Source organism: Actinoplanes octamycinicus (genome assembly GCF_014205225.1).
Lineage (GTDB): Bacteria > Actinomycetota > Actinomycetes > Mycobacteriales > Micromonosporaceae > Actinoplanes > Actinoplanes octamycinicus.
Genome location: NZ_JACHNB010000001.1, coordinates 2,532,327 through 2,550,021, shown reverse-complemented (window position 1 = coordinate 2,550,021; position 17,695 = coordinate 2,532,327). Strand labels below are relative to the sequence as shown.

The following is a 17,695-nucleotide window of genomic DNA, read 5'->3' as shown; positions in this document are numbered from 1 at the left end:
TTTTCGCCCGGCACGCCGATAAGGCGCTCAGGACTCTGTCGACTGCTCGTGCACGTGCGGCCCTCGACGGGCCGCACGTGCCTCAACGCGTCAGGCGCCGGTGGCCTTAGCGATGATCTCCTTCGCCACGTTCTGCGGAACCTCGGCGTAGGAGTCGAACTGCATGCTGTAGCTAGCCCGGCCCGCAGTCTTCGACCGCAGGTCGCCGACGTAGCCGAACATCTCCGAGAGCGGCACCAGAGCCTTGACGACGCGGGCGCCGTGACGCTCCTCCATCGACTGGATCATGCCACGACGGGAGTTGAGGTCGCCGATCACGTCACCCATGTTGTCCTCAGGGGTGGTGACCTCGACGGACATCATCGGCTCCAGCAGTGCGGGGTCGGCCTTGCGGGCCGCCTCCTTCATCGCCATGGAGCCGGCGATCTTGAACGCCATCTCGGACGAGTCGACCTCGTGGTACTGACCGTCCAGCAGCGTGAACTTGACGCCCACCAGCGGGTAGCCGGCGAGCACGCCGTACTGGAGGGAGTCCTGCGCACCCGCGTCCACCGAGGGGATGAACTCCTTGGGGATACGGCCACCGGTCACCGCGTTGACGAACTCGTAGGTCGGGCCGTCAGCCTCGAGCGACAGCGGCTCGACCTTGACGATGACCTTCGCGTACTGACCCGAGCCACCGGTCTGCTTCTTGTGCACGTAGTCGAGCTTCTCCACGGTGCCGCGGATCGTCTCGCGGTACGCCACCTGCGGCTTACCGATGTTCGCCTCGACGTTGAACTCGCGCCGCATGCGGTCGACGAGGATGTCGAGGTGCAGCTCGCCCATGCCGGCGATGATGGTCTGACCGGTCTCCTCGTCGTTGAAGACCCGGAAGGTCGGGTCCTCCTCGGCGAGGCGCTGGATCGCGGTGCCCAGCTTCTCCTGGTCCGACTTCGTCTTCGGCTCGATGGCGACCTGGATGACCGGCTCCGGGAAGGTCATCGACTCCAGGATGACCGGCTTGGCCGGGTCGCAGAGCGTGTCACCGGTGGTGGTCTGCTTCAGACCCTGGACGGCGATGATGTCGCCGGCCTGCGCGGTGGTGCGCTCCTCACGCTTGTTCGCGTGCATCTGGTAGATCTTGCCGATGCGCTCCTTGCGGTCCTTGGTGGAGTTGATCACCTGGGTACCGGTCTCGAGCGTGCCGGAGTAGACCCGGACGTAGGTCAGCTTGCCGAGGTGCTTGTCGGTCTGGATCTTGAAGGCCAGCGCCGAGAAGGGCTCGTCGTTCGACGGCTTCCGGACCATCGGCGTCTCGCCGTCGGTCGCGGTGCCCTCGATCGCCGGGATGTCCAGCGGCGACGGCAGGAACTCAATGACGGCGTCCAGCATCGGCTGCACACCCTTGTTCTTGAACGCCGAGCCGCAGAGCACCGGGTTGGCCTTGCTGGCGATCGTGGCGCGCCGGATGGCGGCCTTGATCTCCTCGACCGAAACCTCTTCGCCCTCGAGGTACTTCTCCATCACGGCGTCGTCGACGTCCGCCAGGGTCTCGAGCAGCTTCTCGCGCCACTCGGCCGCGGAGTCGGCCAGATCCGCCGGGATCTCCTCGATCGCGTAGTCCTCACCCTTCTGGGTCTCCCCACGCCAGGTGAGCGCGCGCATCTCGATCAGGTCGACGACACCGATGTGGTCGCCCTCGAGCCCGATCGGGATCTGCAGGACCAGCGGCGTCGCGTTCAGCCGGTCGATCATCATCTGCACGCAACGGAAGAAGTCCGCGCCGGTCCGGTCGAGCTTGTTGACGAAGCACATCCGGGGGACGTGGTACTTGTCCGCCTGGCGCCAGACGTTCTCGGTCTGCGGCTCCACGCCGGCAACGCCGTCGTAGACCGCCACCGCGCCGTCGAGCACCCGCAGCGACCGCTCGACCTCGACCGTGAAGTCGACGTGGCCGGGCGTGTCGATGATCTGGATCGTGTGACCCTTCCACTCGCACTTGGTGGCGGCGGAAGTGATGGTGATACCGCGCTCCTGCTCCTGCTCCATCCAGTCCATGACGGCAGCGCCCTCGTGGACCTCACCGATCTTGTACGTGATACCGGTGTAGAACAGGATTCGCTCGGTCGTCGTGGTCTTACCAGCATCGATGTGCGCCATGATGCCGATGTTGCGTACCTTGGCGAGCGCGTCTGCGGCGGCCACTTCCATCCCTACTTTTCTTCGTCGTCGTCTCGTGGACCGGTACGACTGCCGTGGCCCGGCGGAATGCCGGGCCCGCAGCAGGGTCTTACCAGCGGTAGTGCGCGAAGGCCTTGTTGGACTCCGCCATCTTGTGGGTGTCCTCGCGACGCTTCACCGCGGCACCGAGGCCGTTGCTGGCGTCCAGCAGCTCGTTCTGCAGCCGCTCGATCATGGTCTTCTCGCGGCGAGCCTTGGAGTACTGGACCAGCCAGCGCAGACCGAGGGTGGTCTGGCGCGGGGTACGCACCTCGACCGGCACCTGGTAGGTCGCGCCACCGACGCGGCGGCTGCGGACCTCGAGGGTCGGCTTCACGTTGTCCATCGCGCGCTTGAGGATGACCACCGGGTCGGTGCCGCTCTTCTCGCGGGCGCCCTCGAGGGCGCCGTACACGATGCGCTCGGCGAGCTGACGCTTGCCGCCGATCAGGATCTTGTTCACCAGCTGGGTGACCAGCGGGGAGTTGTACACCGGGTCAGCGACCACCGGGTGACGCGGAGCGGGGCCCTTACGCGGCATGTCAGCTCTTCTCCTTCTTCGCGCCGTAACGGCTGCGGGCCTGCTTGCGGTTCCGGACACCCTGGGTGTCGAGCGAACCGCGAACGATCTTGTAGCGGACGCCGGGCAGGTCCTTCACGCGGCCGCCACGCACGAGCACGATCGAGTGCTCCTGCAAGTTGTGGCCGACGCCCGGGATGTACGCCGTGACCTCGATCTGGCTGCTCAGCTTCACGCGAGCGACCTTGCGCAGCGCAGAGTTCGGCTTCTTGGGGGTGGTGGTGTACACGCGGGTACACACGCCGCGCCGCTGAGGGCTTCCCTTCAGTGCCGGCGTCTTCGTCTTGGTCGTCTTCGCCTGGCGGCCCTTGCGGACCAGCTGCTGGATCGTGGGCACCGGGTTTCTCCGCTCCCTTCGGCCGCTTCCTGTTTACGGCCGCACCGAGTTTTCTGCCTTGTGTGTAGGGCCCTCCCGGAGGGAGTGTCCCGCACCCGCGGTCGGGCGTGTCGTCCGGCTCACGGTCCCGTCGCGCGTGATTGATTCACGCGTCCCGGATCTAGTCTTTGTCAGGACATGGGTTCATGCCGAACCCAGCCCGTCGTGCGGCTTTACCCGTCGTACGTTCCGATTCGGGTGCACGCACGAGTTGCCCGGGCGAGCCCGGGCACGAGGGGAAAGAGTACCCACCCCAAGCACCCAGGTCAAAATGAACCAGTCAGATCAGACCTGGGCTCCCACGATGGACATCTCCGTATACCAGTGTACCGGGTGGCCTGGCGCGGCCATGCCGCGGTGCCGGATCCCGGCGCCGGCGCCGTCATGAACCTTGTAACACCAATCCCAGCACCAACGCGAGGAGCGATATTCCCGCGCCCGCCCCGCCGCACGAGATCCCGGCGATCGCCAGCCCGCGCCCGGTGAACCGGACCCGGCCCGGCATGCCGGAGCGCCGGATCTGCCGCATCGCGATCAGCGAGGCGGCCACCGCTCCCCCGCCGGCCAGCACGCTGAGCAGGGTGAAGGCACCGGCCACCCAACTACCCGCGCCGCCGAAGCCGAAACAGATCACCAGGATCGAGACCAGGATCGAGCCGATCCCGGCGGCCAGGCCGCCGATCGCCAGCCCCGAGGTGATCGGCACCACCCGGAGCTGGAGCAGGCCGAAGTCCGTCCCGCTCACCACATCCACCCGTTCCGCCTCCCAGCCGCTGGCCGACTGGGGCGGCAGCGGTGGGCCGTATGGCGGCGGTCCGTAGGGCGGGGGCGGGGGTTGCATCATGTTCAGAAGCATGTCACCCGGACGCGCCGTGGCGCAGCCCGGGCCGGGGCCGGATCAGTCGGTACCCGGCGCGAAATCCGGGCCCGGCGCGGCGGCCAGGTGCAGCAGGCCGGCGATCCCGGCCACCACCAGGGTGACCAGGGCCAGCACCAGCCCGGCCCAGGCCAGTGTGCGGCCCCGGCGGATCCAGCGGCCACCGGTCAGGTAGCCGCCGGCGGCGAACGCCTCCCGGGTCGTCTGCCGGGCCAGCAGCAGGGCGACGGTGCCCGGGATCACCCCGCCGACCAGCGGGCCGGTCAGCAGGGCGACCAGGCCCAGCGCGAAGACCGCCCGCGCCTTCGTCGAGGGCGCCGGCTCCGGATCCAGCGGGTGGCGGGCATGCAGGGCTTCAGCGCTCACCCGTCCATCCTAGAAGCGCCGCTGGGGCGGCCGCGCGATGCGCGACCGCCCCAGGCGGATACAGCTCTTCCGGTACGGCCTCAGCCCCTGGTGCGGCGTCGGCCTTCCCGGTACGGCGTCAGCGGTACGACCCGAAGTCGAAGTCGTCCAGCGGAACAGCCTGGCCACTGGCCGGCCCGAAGCCGTAGTCGGTCTCCGGGTACCCGGTCATCGAGTACACCTTGGCCTTGGCCTCCTCGGTCGGCTCGACCCGGATGTTCCGGTACTTGGAGATACCGGTACCGGCCGGGATGAGCTTACCGATGATGACGTTCTCCTTGAGGCCCACCAGCGAGTCGCTGCGCGAGTTGATCGCAGCGTCGGTGAGCACCCGGGTGGTCTCCTGGAAGGAGGCCGCCGAGAGCCAGGAGTCGGTCGCCAGCGAGGCCTTGGTGATACCCATCAGCACCGGACGACCGGCGGCGGGCTCGCCACCCTCGCCCACGAGCCGGCGGTTCTCCGACTCGAAGAGCGCCCGGTCGACCAGCACGCCCGGCAGGAACTCGGTCGCGCCGGAGTCGATGACCGTCACCCGCTTCAGCATCTGGCGGATGATGATCTCGATGTGCTTGTCGTGGATGAGCACACCCTGCGAGCGGTAGACCTCCTGGACCTCACTGGTCAGGTGGACCTGGACCGCGCGCGGACCCATGATGCGCAGCAGCTCGTGCGGGTCGATGGTGCCCTCGGTGAGCTTCTCGCCGACGTTGACGTGGTCGCCGTCGTGCGCCCGCAGCTTGACCCGCTTGGAGATCTTGTCGTACACGATCTCGTCGCTGCCGTCGTCCGGGATCACGATGATCTTGCGCGACCGCTCGCCGTCCTCGATCCGGATGCGGCCGGGGGTGTCGGCGATCGGCGCCTTACCCTTCGGCACCCGGGCCTCGAAGATCTCCTGGACACGCGGCAGACCCTGGGTGATGTCCTCACCCGCGACACCACCGGTGTGGAAGGTACGCATCGTCAGCTGGGTACCCGGCTCACCGATGGACTGGGCCGCGATGATGCCGACCGCCTCACCGATGTCGACCGACTTGCCGGTCGGCAGCGAACGGCCGTAGCAGGCCGCGCACACGCCGAGCTTCGACTCGCAGGTCAGCACGCTGCGCACCCGGACGTTCTCGACGCCCGCCGCGACCAGCTTGTCGACCAGGATCGAGTTGAGGTCGGTGCCCCGGGCGACGACCAGGTTGCCGGCCTCGTCGGTGATGTCGTCGGCGATGGTCCGCGCGTGCACGCCGGTCTCGGCGTGGGTGTGCACGACCAGGGTGCCGTCGGCCTCCCGCTCGCCGACCGCCATCGGGATGGCGCGGTCGGTGCCGCAGTCCTCCTCGCGGATGATGACGTCCTGCGAGACGTCCACCAGACGCCGGGTCAGGTAACCCGAGTCGGCAGTCCGCAGCGCGGTGTCGGCCAGACCCTTCCGGGCACCGTGCGTGGAGATGAAGTACTCCAGCACGGTCAGACCCTCGCGGTACGACGAGGTGATCGGCCGCGGGATGATCTCACCCTTCGGGTTGGCCACCAGGCCACGGATCGCGGCGATCTGCCGGAGCTGCAGCAGGTTACCGCGAGCACCCGAGTTGATCATGACCCAGAGCGGGTTCTCCTGCGGCAGCGAGGTCTCCATCTCCTTGGAGATCTCGTTGGTCGCCTTGGTCCAGATCTCGATCAGCTCGCCGCGGCGCTCCTCGGCGGTCATCAGACCACGCTGGTACTGCTTGTCGATCCGGTCCGCCTCGACCTGGTAGCGCTGCAGGATCTCCGGCTTGCGCGGGGGGCCGATGACGTCGCCCATGCCGATCGTCACACCGGACCAGGTGGCCCAGTGGAAGCCGGCCTCCTTGAGCGCGTCCAGGGTCGCCGCCAGGGCGACCTTGGGGAAGCGCTCGGCGAGGTCGTTGACGATCGCCGACAGCTGACCCTTGCGGATCTCGTAGTTGACGTACCGGTACCCCGGGGGCAGCGTCTCGTTGAAGATGACCCGGCCGAGCGTGGTCTCGACGAGCAGCGGCTCGCCCTCGACCCACTCCTCCGGCGCCTCCCACGCGGCCTGCTTGCCACCGTTGTCGACGCCGATGACGTCGCGCAGGCGGATCTTCACCGGCGCCTGCAGGTGCAGCTCACCGTTGTCGTACGCCATCCGCGCCTCGGCGTCCGAGCTGAATACCCGGCCCTCACCCTTCGCGCCCGGCGTCAGGTGGGTCAGGTGGTACAGCCCGATGATCATGTCCTGGGTGGGCATGGTCACCGGCTTGCCGTCGGCCGGCTTGAGGATGTTGTTCGACGACAGCATCAGGATCCGGGCCTCGGCCTGCGCCTCGGCCGACAGCGGCACGTGCACCGCCATCTGGTCACCGTCGAAGTCCGCGTTGAACGCGGTGCAGACGAGCGGGTGGATCTGGATCGCCTTGCCCTCGACCAGCTGCGGCTCGAAGGCCTGGATGCCCAGACGGTGCAGGGTCGGAGCACGGTTCAGCAGCACCGGGTGCTCGCTGATGACCTCCTCCAGCACGTCCCACACGACCGGCCGCTGCCGCTCGACCATCCGCTTGGCGGACTTGATGTTCTGCGCGTGGTTCAGGTCGACCAGGCGCTTCATCACGAACGGCTTGAACAGCTCCAGCGCCATCTGCTTGGGCAGACCGCACTGGTGCAGCTTCAGCCGCGGGCCGACCACGATGACCGAACGGCCGGAGTAGTCGACGCGCTTGCCGAGCAGGTTCTGCCGGAACCGGCCCTGCTTGCCCTTGAGCATGTCGGAGAGCGACTTCAGCGGGCGGTTACCCGGGCCGGTGACCGGCCGGCCGCGGCGGCCGTTGTCGAACAGCGCGTCGACGGCCTCCTGCAGCATCCGCTTCTCGTTGTTGACGATGATCTCGGGCGCGCCGAGGTCGATCAGTCGCTTGAGGCGGTTGTTCCGGTTGATGACCCGGCGGTACAGGTCGTTCAGGTCGGAGGTGGCGAAGCGGCCACCGTCGAGCTGCACCATCGGGCGCAGGTCCGGCGGGATGACCGGCACGCAGTCGAGCACCATGCCGAGCGGGGAGTTGCGGGTGTTCAGGAACGCCGCGACGACCTTGAGCCGCTTGAGCGCCCGGATCTTCCGCTGGCCCTTACCGGTGCGGATGATCTCCCGAAGGTTCTCCGCCTCGGCGTCCAGGTCCATGTTCTCGAGCAGCGCCTTGATCGCCTCGGCGCCCATCCCGCCGGTGAAGTACTCACCGAAGCGGTCCCGCAGCTCGCGGTAGAGCAGCTCGTCGGTGACCAGCTGCTTCGAGTCGAGCTTGCGGAAGGTGTCGAGCACCTCGTCCAGGCGGTCGATCTCGCGCTGCGCCTTGTCCCGGATCTGGCGCATCTCGCGCTCGCCGGCTTCCTTGACCTTGCGGCGCACGTCGGCCTTGGCACCCTCGGCCTCGAGCTCGGCCAGGTCCTGCTCCAGCTTGGCGGCCCGCTTCTCGATCTCCGAGTCGCGGCCGTTCTCGGACTGCCGCTTCTCCGCGAAGATCTCGTTCTCGATGGTGGACATGTCGCGGTGACGCGCCTCGGCGTCCACGCTGGTGACCACGTACGAGGCGAAGTAGATGATCTTCTCGAGGTCCTTGGGCGCCAGGTCGAGCAGGTAACCCAGGCGGCTCGGCACACCCTTGAAGTACCAGATGTGGGTGACCGAGGCGGCCAGCTCGATGTGGCCCATGCGCTCACGCCGGACCTTGGAGCGGGTCACCTCGACGCCGCAGCGCTCACAGATGATGCCCTTGAACCGGACCCGCTTGTACTTGCCGCAGTAGCACTCCCAGTCCCGCTGCGGACCGAAGATCTTCTCGCAGAAGAGTCCGTCCTTCTCGGGCTTGAGGGTGCGGTAGTTGATCGTCTCGGGCTTCTTGACCTCGCCGTGCGACCACTGCCGGATGTCGTCAGCGGTAGCCAGGCCGATGCGCAACTCGTCGAAGAAGTTGACGTCGAGCACTTGGACTATCCCTCGTGTTTCGTTGCTCGGGTGAATTCAAGGCCGGCGGGGGCGGGCCCCAGAAGAACCGGGGCCCGCTCTCCGTCAGATCTCTTCGACGCTGCTGACGCCCTCGTTCGGGCGCCGCGACAGGTCGATGCCGAGTTCCTCCGCGGCCCGGAAGACCTCGTCGTCGGTCTCACGCATCTCCAGGGCCACACCGTCGCTGGAGAGCACCTCAACGTTCAGGCACAGCGACTGGAGCTCCTTAAGAAGCACCTTGAACGACTCCGGGATTCCCGGCTCCGGGATGTTCTCGCCCTTGACGATGGCCTCGTACACCTTCACGCGGCCGAGAACGTCGTCGGACTTAATGGTGAGCAGCTCCTGCAGCGCGTAAGCAGCGCCGTAGGCCTGCATCGCCCAGCACTCCATCTCGCCGAACCGCTGGCCACCGAACTGGGCCTTACCACCGAGCGGCTGCTGCGTGATCATCGAGTACGGACCGGTCGACCGCGCGTGGATCTTGTCGTCGACCAGGTGGTTCAGCTTCAGGATGTAGACGTAGCCGACCGAGATCGGGTCCGGCAGCGGCTCACCGGAGCGGCCGTCGAACAGCTGCGCCTTGCCGTCACCGTTGACCAGCCGCTTGCCGTCCCGGTTCACCAGGGTCGACTCCAGCAGGCCCTTGATCTCCTCCTCCTGGGCACCGTCGAAGACCGGGGTCGCGACGTTGCTGTCGGCGGGGGACTCGTGCGCCTCGATCGACCGGAGCTGGCGCTTCCAGTCCTCGTCGTCGCCCTCGACCGACCAACCGGTCTTGGCGATCCACCCGAGGTGGGTCTCCAGAACCTGGCCGATGTTCATACGCGACGGGACACCGAGCGGGTTGAGCACGATGTCGACCGGGGTGCCGTCCTCGAGGAACGGCATGTCCTCGACCGGCAGGATCTTGGAGATGACGCCCTTGTTGCCGTGCCGGCCGGCGAGCTTGTCACCGTCCTGGATCTTCCGCTTCTGCGCCACGTAGACCCGGACCAGCTCGTTCACGCCCGGGGGCAGCTCGTCGCCGTCCTCGCGGGAGAACGTCCGGACACCGATGACGGTGCCGGTCTCGCCGTGCGGAACCTTCAGCGAGGTGTCCCGGACCTCCCGGGCCTTCTCACCGAAGATCGCGCGCAGCAGCCGCTCCTCCGGGGTCAGCTCGGTCTCGCCCTTCGGGGTGACCTTGCCGACCAGGATGTCGCCGGGCACGACCTCGGCGCCGATCCGGATGATGCCGCGCTCGTCCAGGTCCGCCAGCATCTCCTCGCTGACGTTCGGGATGTCGCGGGTGATCTCCTCCGGACCCAGCTTGGTGTCGCGGGCGTCGACCTCGTGCTCCTCGATGTGGATCGAGGTGAGCACGTCCTGCTGCACGAGGCGCTGCGACAGGATGATCGCGTCCTCGTAGTTGTGGCCCTCCCAGCACATGAACGCGACCAGGAGGTTGCGGCCCAGGGCCATCTCCCCCTCGTCGGTGCACGGGCCGTCGGCGATGACCTGGCCGGCCTCGACCCGGTCACCCTCGAAGACCACCGGCTTCTGGTTGACGCAGGAGCCGGCGTTCGAGCGGCGGAACTTGTGCAGCAGGTAGGTCCGGCGGTGGCCGTCGTCCTGGTGCACCGTCACGTAGTCGGCGCACAGGTCCTCGACCACACCGGCGACCTCGGCGACGACCACGTCACCGGCGTCGACCGCGGCGCGGTACTCCATGCCGGTGCCGACCAGCGGCGCCTCGGCCTTGACCAGCGGCACGGCCTGACGCTGCATGTTCGCGCCCATGAGGGCACGGTTGGCGTCGTCGTGCTCGAGGAACGGGATCATCGCGGTGGCGACCGAGGTCATCTGCCGCGGCGACACGTCCATGTAGTCGACCTGCTCACCGGGAACGTAGTCGACCTCACCGCCCTTCCGGCGGACCAGGACGCGGTCCTCGGCGAAGGTGCCGTCGCTGGACAGCACCGCGTTCGCCTGGGCCTTGATGAAGCGGTCTTCCTCGTCAGCGGTGAGGTAGTGCACCTCGTCGGTGACGACACCGTTCTCCACCTTGCGGTACGGCGTCTCGATGAAACCGAACGGGTTGACCCGCGCGAACGTGGAGAGCGCGCCGATCAGGCCGATGTTCGGGCCCTCGGGGGTCTCGATCGGGCACATCCGGCCGTAGTGCGACGGGTGCACGTCACGGACCTCGAAGCCGGCCCGCTCACGCGACAGACCACCCGGGCCGAGCGCCGACAGACGGCGACGGTGGGTCAGACCCGCGAGCGGGTTGGTCTGGTCCATGAACTGGGACAGCTGCGACGTACCGAAGAACTCCTTGATCGCCGCCACCACCGGGCGGATGTTGATCAGGGTCTGCGGCGTGATCGCCTCGACGTCCTGGGTCGTCATCCGCTCGCGGACGACGCGCTCCATCCGGGACAGGCCGACGCGGACCTGGTTCTGGATGAGCTCGCCGACGGTGCGCAGACGACGGTTACCGAAGTGGTCGATGTCGTCGGCCTCGTAGCCCTCCTCACCGGCGTGCAGCCGGCAGAGGTACTCCACGGTCTTGACGATGTCTTCCTCGGAGAGCGTGCCCCGGACGATCGGGACGTCGATCTCGAGCTTCTTGTTGAACTTGTACCGGCCGACCTTGGCGACGTCATACCGCTTCGGGTTGAAGAAGAGGTTGTCGAGCAGGGTCTGCGCGTTCTCCCGCGTGGGGGGCTCGCCCGGACGCAGCTTGCGGTAGATGTCGAGCAGGGCCTCGTCCTGCCCGGCGATGTGGTCCTTCTCCAGCGTCGTCATGAGCAGCTCGGACCAGCCGAAGCGCTCACGGATCTGGTCGGCGGACCAGCCGATCGCCTTGAGGAGGACGGTGACGGCCTGGCGACGCTTACGGTCGATGCGGACACCGACGGTGTCGCGCTTGTCGATGTCGAACTCCAGCCAGGCACCCCGGCTCGGGATGACCTTGACGCTGGTGAGGTCGCGGTCGGAGGTCTTGTCCGGCTCCTTGGTGAAGTACACGCCCGGCGAGCGGACGAGCTGGCTCACCACGACGCGCTCGGTGCCGTTGATGACGAACGTCCCCTTGGGGGTCATCATCGGGAAGTCACCCATGAACACGGTCTGGCTCTTGATCTCGCCAGTCGTGTTGTTGGTGAACTCCGCGGTCACGAACAGCGGCGCGCAGTAGGTCAGGTCCTTCTCCTTGCACTCCTCGATCGAGGCCTTGACCTCGTCGAATCGGGGAGACGAGAAGGACAGCGACATAGTGCCGGAGAAGTCCTCAATGGGACTGATCTCTTCGAGGATCTCTGCGAGGCCCGAGTGGGCGTGCGGGTCGTCCGTCGTCCGTGCCTGCCAAGCCTCGTTGCCGACCAGCCAGTCGAAGGAGTCCGTCTGGAGGGCGAGGAGGTTGGGGACCTCTAGCTGCTCGGTGATCCGGCCGAAAGAGACACGGCGGGGTGCGTAAGCGCTCGACGTACGGCTGGTCTTCGCAGGGCGGGAAGCTGCCAAGATGCGTCCTTCCGAGGACCGGTGCTGCTATGCGGCTGAGTTGCTGATGCAACTGGTCTGCGTGCACTCCAAAAGACACCCGTCGACATCCATGCTCACGGAGATACAAAGACATGGATACAACGACAGGCGTCAAGACAGAAGGCAGCGCAAACTAGCAGTGTAGCCGCTTGGCTAACCGCTGTCCAGCCCACACCACGAAGTGGCCTGCGGAACGTGTCCCCGACGTCGTTGACCTGCACGATCGTGGTCAACACCGTGGCCGGGGCCGCTCAAGAAACGCGGCGCATCTTCCTCGGGTGCCGGTCCGTGGTCATCGGGTCAACCGAATACCCACGGGGCGGCTGTCGCAAGCGCGGAAACTTGCTGCCATCAGCGTGCCTGTCAGGGGACACACAGTCAAGGGCTGTGCCGCGGGTCGGACCCACCCGCTCGTCCGGCCAGCGCACCAGAGGGACCTTACTGCATGGATGGCGAGCTTTGTGACGCTTTGTCACCCAAGCCCTGACCAGCCTCTCCGACGCTCCCTGACCAGCGCCGATCCCGCAGAAAACGCCGATGGCGGAGACCCGTGTCGGATCTCCGCCATCGAAGGAAAACGCTGGGAAGCGTCAGGTCACTTGAGGGTGACCTTGGCGCCCTCGCCCTCGAGCTTGGCCTTGGCGGCCTCGGCCTTCTCCTTGTTGACGCCCTCGAGGATCGCCTTCGGCGCGCCCTCGACGGTGTCCTTGGCCTCCTTCAGGCCCAGGCCGGTCAGCTCACGCACGACCTTGATGACCTGGATCTTCTTGCCGCCGTCGCTCTCCAGAACAACGTCGAACGAGTCCTTCTCGGCCTCGGCCTCGGCCGGAGCAGCAGCGCCACCGGCAGCGGCGACGGCGACCGGCGCGGCGGCCTTGACGTCGAAGACCTCTTCGAACTGCTTCACGAACTCGGAGAGCTCGATCAGCGTCATCTCCTTGAACGCGTCGAGCAGGTCCTCGGTGCTGAGCTTCGCCATGATGGCAACCTTTCCTAGCTTCTGATGTAGAACGTGCTTGGGTTCCGCGGGGCCCGGTCAGGCAGCCTCAGCGGAACCGTCCTTCTCGCGCTTGTCACGCAGGGCGTCCACCAGGCGCACAGCCTGGGAGAGCGGAGCCTGGAACGTGGCCGCGGCCTTGCTCAGGTTGCCCTTCATGGCGCCGGCCAGCTTGGCCAGCAGAACCTCACGGGACTCGAGGTCAGCAAGCTTGTTGACCTCGGCCGCCGAGAGAGCCTTGCCCTCGAAGACGCCGCCCTTGATGACCAGAGCGGGGTTGGCCTTGGCGAAGGCACGGATGCCCTTGGCCGCCTCGACCACGTCACCGCTCACGAAGGCGAGCGCGGTAGGACCGGTGAACAGCGCGTCGAGGCCCTCGATGCCCGCGTCACCCGCCGCACGCTTCGCCAGCGTGTTCTTGGCGACGGTGTACTTGGCCTGCTGACCCAGCGCCCGCCGCAGCTCGGTGAGCTGCTTGACGGTGAGGCCGCGGTATTCGGTCAACACGGTGGCCGTCGAACCACGGAAGTTCTCCGTCAGCTCGGCGACGGCCGTGGCCTTGTCGGCCCGGACCGGCTTGTCCGCCATGTCCCTCCTCTCCTCAGTGCTCGTTGCCACTGGTCGAGAGGGTCCGGAAAAGCAAAACGCCCCGGCGCAGGGCACGGGGCGGACCTCCGGCACGCGCGAACGCACGCCGCAACATCACGAACCGTTCTCCCTGCGCAGGTCGCCCGCTCTTGACGGGACCTTCGGCCGCGGCGTCCGTCTCACGACGGCCACTGCGGCGACCAGCGGTCTATGGGTGGAACTTCGAGAAGCTACGGTACGCGGCCACCCCGCAAAAACCAAATCGCCCGGTCCGATCCTGGTTCCGGTCCGGCACGCGCCGCCCGCAACGCCGCTCTCCCAGCCCATTTCCGGTACGACGCCGGTCCCGTCCGCATCCGTGCGCGAGGTCCGCGAGCACTGCGGGTCGCAGCGCGGCTCGTGCGGGCCCGCTGCTGGTCACTGGCCGTCCAACGGTCCGTGGGTGGACCCGTGCGGGCCGGCGGACCCGCACGAGCCGCGTGGCGGCCGTGCGGGGGCCGGGCCTCGCGGGCCGGCTGCCACGGGGCTTGCGGTCGTACCGGAAAAGGACCGGAAGCGTGCCGGCGGCATCGCGGCAGCGAGGGTGGTTCTCGTGGGGGCAGCGGGAGGCCACGAAAAAGCCCCCGGGGATGTCCCCGGGGGCTTCGTCGTCTGACTGGTCGGCGATCAGGCCTGGCCGGCCTCGCCGCGCAGGTTCTTCTGCACGTTCGGGTCGACCGGGACGCCCGGGCCGGTGGTGGTGCTGACGGTGACCTTCTTCAGGTACTTGCCCTTGGCGGCGGACGGCTTGGCCCGCAGCACCTCGTCGAGCACGGCGGCGTAGTTGTCCACCAGCTGCTCGGCGCTGAAGGACGCCTTGCCGATGATCAGGTGCAGGTTCGAGTGCTTGTCCACCCGGAAGGTGATCTTGCCGCCCTTGATCTCGTTGACCGCCTTGGTCACGTCCATGGTGACGGTGCCGGTCTTCGGGTTCGGCATCAGGCCACGCGGGCCGAGGATCCGGGCGATCCGGCCGATCTTGGCCATCTGGTCCGGCGTCGCGATCGCGGCGTCGAACTCCAGCCAGCCACCCTGGATCCGGGCGACGAGCTCGTCGGTGCCGACCTCGTCGGCGCCGGCCGCGACGGCCTCCTCCGCCTTCGCGCCCTGGGCGAAGACGATGACGCGGGCGGTCTTACCGGTGCCGTGCGGCAGGTTGACGGTGCCGCGGACCATCTGGTCGGCCTTACGCGGGTCGACACCGAGGCGCATCGCGACCTCGACGGTGGCGTCGAACTTCTGGGAGCTGGTCTCCTTGGCGAGGGCGACCGCGTCCTTCGGCTCGTAGAGCTTGCCGGAGTCGATCTTCTCTGCCGCGGCGCGGTAGACCTTGCTGCGCTGTGCCATTTCTCAGTACTCCTGTGGTTGTTGGCGGGGCCGCTCGACGGCGGCCCCTCCCACTGATCTCGCCGGGGATCCGACGATCAGATCTTGGTGACCTGGTTGAAGTTCAGCTCGACCGGGGTCTCCCGGCCGAAGATCGACACCAGCACCTTGAGCTTCTGCTGGTCGGCGTTGATCTCGCTGATCGACGCCGGCAGCGAGGCGAACGCGCCGTCGGTGACCGTGACCGAGTCGCCCACCTCGAAGTCCAGCACCTTGACCTCGGGCTTGGCCTTCTTCTCCTCGGCCTGGACGGCCGGGGCCAGCCACTTCAGCACCTCGTCGAGGGAGAGCGGGGCCGGCCGGTCGACCCGGTCGGTGGCGCCCACGAAGCCGGTCACGCCGGGCGTGTTGCGCACGCAGGAGTAGGACTCCGGGGTCAGGTCCATCCGGACCAGGATGTAACCGGGGAAGACCTTGGCCTGCACCTGGTTGCGCTTGCCGTTCTTGACCTCGACCTCTTCACGGGTCGGGACCTCGACCTGGAAGATGAACTCCTCCATGTCGAGGCTCGTGATCCGGGTCTCGAGGTTGGTCTTGACCTTGTTCTCGTAACCGGCGTAGGAGTGCACGACGTACCAGTCGCCGGGCGCGTACCGCAGCTTCTGCCGCAGCTCCTTGACCGGGTCGTAGTCCTCGTCGGCCTCGGGCGCCTGGACCGCCACCGGGGTCTCGTCGGCCAGCTCCTCGGCCGACTCCTCGGTGACCGGCGACGACTGCTCGTCAGCAAACTGCGCGGTCTCGTCGTCGTACTCAGGCACGCTCGCTCACTTCCAGATAAGTCACTCGGTACGGGATCTGCGGGACTCGGCTAGCCGCCGAGCGCCCAGAGGATCCCCTTACCGAACGCGTAGTCCAGGACCGTCACGATCGTCGTCATCACGGTGACGAACACGATCACGACGCCGGTGTAGGTCAGCAGCTCCTTGCGCGTCGGCCAGATGACCTTGCGGAGCTCGCTGATGACCTCACGGAAGAAGCCGCCGATCCGGCCGAAGACTCCGGTGCGCTTGCGCTCCTTCTTCGTCTTCGGGGTGTCGTCGTCCTTCGTACGCTCGGCGACCGCCGTACCGCCACCGCGGGTCACCGGCGCGTCGTCGGCCTCATCGGCATCGTCACCGCCGGCGGAGTCGGCGAGCAGCTCGTCGTCGCCCGGGACGTCGTCACCGGGCCGGTCCTTATCGGCCACTTCGCCCTACTTCCGTCGTCGGTGGTGGTGAGTTCCCGTCAGCACTCGACCGGACGCGGACTGTGCAAACCGCGCACCGGGCGGGCACGTCGAGGAGGATTGCGCAGGGGTGACAGGACTTGAACCTGCAGCCTGCGGTTTTGGAGACCGCTGCTCTGCCAATTGAGCTACACCCCTTTGCGGGACCGTCATCTTGCGACTCACAGCCCCACGGCGCACCAGTGTACGGGTACGCCCTTGGTTATCCCAACCCGGGCTACCGCTTCCTGACAAGCGCCTGTGCCAGAGACAGTACCTTGTCTCCGTTGCACGTGGCAGTCAGGGCGAGCCGGGTGTCCCCATCCTCGGTGACTTCCTTCACCGTGGCCGTGACGACGACCTCGGTCCCCTCGTCCGTGTCCGGGACCGGGACCGGCCGGGCGAACCGCACGCTGAACTCCTTGACCGCGTCGGCGGCGCCGGCCCAGCCGGTCACCGCGCGGCCGACCAGGGCCATGGTGAACATGCCGTGCGCGATGACGCCGGGCAGGCCGACCCCGGTGGCGATCCGGTCGCTCCAGTGGATCGGGTTGAAGTCGCCCGAGGCGCCGGCGTAGCGGACCAGGTCGGCCCGGGTGACCCGGAAGGTCTGCGGCTCCAGGATCTCGTTCATCAGGGGTGCTCCTCGCCGCGCTGAACCAACTTCGACCACACCGTGACGACCGGCTCGCCGGCCTCGGTGCGCACCTCGGTGCGGACGGTCAGGAACCAGTGGCCGCCCCGGGTGGTGATCTCGTCGACCGTGTTGACACAGACCACCGCGTCACCGGCCACCATCGGGCGGGTGTAGACGAACCGCTGGTCGCCGTGCACCACGCGGCTGTAGTCCAGGCCGAGAGCGGGATCGTTGACCACCTGACGGCTGGCCGTCATCGTGATGGCGACCGGGAAGGTCGGCGGGGCCACCACATCCGGGTAGCCGAGCGCGCGGGCCGCCTCAGGGTCGTGGTACTCCGCGTCGGTGGCGCCGATCGCGCGGGCGAACTCGCGGATCTTCTCCCGGCCGACGAGGTAGGTCTCGGTGGGCGGCCAGGTGCGGCCGGCAAACGTCTGATCCAGGGGCATACCCCACAAACTACAATGCGCCGCCCGGAGTGACTCCGGGCGGCGCTATTGCTTGGCTTTTGACAGCTCAGCGGGTCTCGCGGTGCAGGGTGTGCTTCCCGTCGCGCGGGCAGAACTTCTTCAGCTCGATGCGGTCGGGGTCGTTACGCCGGTTCTTCTTGGTGATGTAGTTCCGGTCCTTGCACTCCGTGCACGCCAGGGTGATCTTCGGACGTACGTCGGTCGCCTTGGCCACGGCGGGGTGCCTTCCTGCTAACGGGATCTAACTTGACGACCAATCAGCGTAGACGCTCAGTCGGTCGCTCTGCAAAGTGGGCCTCATTTTGAGGCCCCACTGAAGAGAGTAGCGGTGGCCGGACTTGAACCGGCGACACAGCGATTATGAGCCGCTTGCTCTGCCATCTGAGCTACACCGCCGAGCCAGGCTCACGTCCATCGC

Annotated in this window: 15 protein-coding genes and 2 tRNA genes; all 17 read right to left on the bottom strand. The window is 67.4% G+C overall.

Features of this window, described 5'->3' with window-relative positions:
• Window positions 1-90 precede the first annotated feature (90 nt).
• Complete coding sequence (fusA, locus tag BJY16_RS11480; RefSeq protein ID WP_185039457.1) at window positions 91-2,187, bottom strand: elongation factor G; 2,097 nt, start codon at window positions 2,185-2,187, stop codon at window positions 91-93.
• Window positions 2,188-2,272: 85 nt separating this feature from the next.
• Window positions 2,273-2,743 carry a 30S ribosomal protein S7 gene (gene rpsG / locus BJY16_RS11475; RefSeq protein ID WP_043531103.1) on the bottom strand — a complete coding sequence of 157 codons (471 nt, stop codon included), beginning with the start codon at window positions 2,741-2,743 and terminating at the stop codon, window positions 2,273-2,275.
• Between the two features lies 1 nt (window position 2,744).
• A complete protein-coding gene (gene rpsL / locus BJY16_RS11470) occupies window positions 2,745-3,119 on the bottom strand; it encodes a 30S ribosomal protein S12 (protein WP_007465318.1) in 375 nt (124 codons plus the stop codon).
• Between the two features lie 421 nt (window positions 3,120-3,540).
• The gene (locus tag BJY16_RS11465; protein WP_185046397.1) at window positions 3,541-3,912 is read right to left on the bottom strand and encodes a hypothetical protein; all 372 of its coding nucleotides are present in this window, start codon (window positions 3,910-3,912) and stop codon (window positions 3,541-3,543) included.
• Between the two features lie 144 nt (window positions 3,913-4,056).
• On the bottom strand, window positions 4,057-4,401 hold the full coding sequence (locus tag BJY16_RS11460) for a hypothetical protein (RefSeq protein WP_239177999.1): 345 nt from the start codon (window positions 4,399-4,401) through the stop codon (window positions 4,057-4,059).
• A 118-nt stretch (window positions 4,402-4,519) separates the two neighbouring features.
• Window positions 4,520-8,410 carry a DNA-directed RNA polymerase subunit beta' gene (locus tag BJY16_RS11455; protein ID WP_185039456.1) on the bottom strand — a complete coding sequence of 1,297 codons (3,891 nt, stop codon included), beginning with the start codon at window positions 8,408-8,410 and terminating at the stop codon, window positions 4,520-4,522.
• 84 nt (window positions 8,411-8,494) lie between these two features.
• Window positions 8,495-11,935: a DNA-directed RNA polymerase subunit beta gene (gene rpoB, locus BJY16_RS11450; RefSeq protein WP_185039455.1), complete on the bottom strand. Its 3,441-nt coding sequence runs from the start codon at window positions 11,933-11,935 to the stop codon at window positions 8,495-8,497.
• 616 nt (window positions 11,936-12,551) lie between these two features.
• Window positions 12,552-12,935, bottom strand: coding sequence for a 50S ribosomal protein L7/L12 (rplL, locus tag BJY16_RS11445; protein WP_185039454.1), 384 nt, complete (start codon window positions 12,933-12,935; stop codon window positions 12,552-12,554).
• Window positions 12,936-12,992: 57 nt separating this feature from the next.
• The gene (gene rplJ, locus BJY16_RS11440; RefSeq protein ID WP_185039453.1) at window positions 12,993-13,541 is read right to left on the bottom strand and encodes a 50S ribosomal protein L10; all 549 of its coding nucleotides are present in this window, start codon (window positions 13,539-13,541) and stop codon (window positions 12,993-12,995) included.
• Window positions 13,542-14,207: 666 nt separating this feature from the next.
• A complete protein-coding gene (gene rplA, locus BJY16_RS11435; RefSeq protein ID WP_185039452.1) occupies window positions 14,208-14,927 on the bottom strand; it encodes a 50S ribosomal protein L1 in 720 nt (239 codons plus the stop codon).
• 77 nt (window positions 14,928-15,004) lie between these two features.
• Window positions 15,005-15,646, bottom strand: coding sequence for a transcription termination/antitermination protein NusG (gene nusG, locus BJY16_RS11430; protein ID WP_260418565.1), 642 nt, complete (start codon window positions 15,644-15,646; stop codon window positions 15,005-15,007).
• Window positions 15,647-15,774: 128 nt separating this feature from the next.
• Window positions 15,775-16,152 carry a preprotein translocase subunit SecE gene (gene secE / locus BJY16_RS11425; protein WP_185039445.1) on the bottom strand — a complete coding sequence of 126 codons (378 nt, stop codon included), beginning with the start codon at window positions 16,150-16,152 and terminating at the stop codon, window positions 15,775-15,777.
• A gap of 104 nt (window positions 16,153-16,256) precedes the next feature.
• A tRNA-Trp gene (locus BJY16_RS11420) sits at window positions 16,257-16,329 on the bottom strand.
• 79 nt (window positions 16,330-16,408) lie between these two features.
• Complete coding sequence (locus BJY16_RS11415; protein ID WP_185039443.1) at window positions 16,409-16,804, bottom strand: MaoC family dehydratase; 396 nt, start codon at window positions 16,802-16,804, stop codon at window positions 16,409-16,411.
• Window positions 16,804-17,256, bottom strand: a complete 453-nt coding sequence (locus BJY16_RS11410) for a MaoC family dehydratase N-terminal domain-containing protein (RefSeq protein ID WP_185039442.1) — start codon at window positions 17,254-17,256, stop codon at window positions 16,804-16,806. Before BJY16_RS11410 ends, BJY16_RS11415 begins: the two co-directional genes overlap by 1 nt.
• A 67-nt stretch (window positions 17,257-17,323) precedes the next feature.
• Window positions 17,324-17,491, bottom strand: a complete 168-nt coding sequence (gene rpmG, locus BJY16_RS11405) for a 50S ribosomal protein L33 (protein ID WP_014440704.1) — start codon at window positions 17,489-17,491, stop codon at window positions 17,324-17,326.
• A gap of 109 nt (window positions 17,492-17,600) precedes the next feature.
• Window positions 17,601-17,673, bottom strand: a tRNA-Met gene (locus BJY16_RS11400).
• Between the last annotated feature and the right edge of the window lie 22 nt (window positions 17,674-17,695).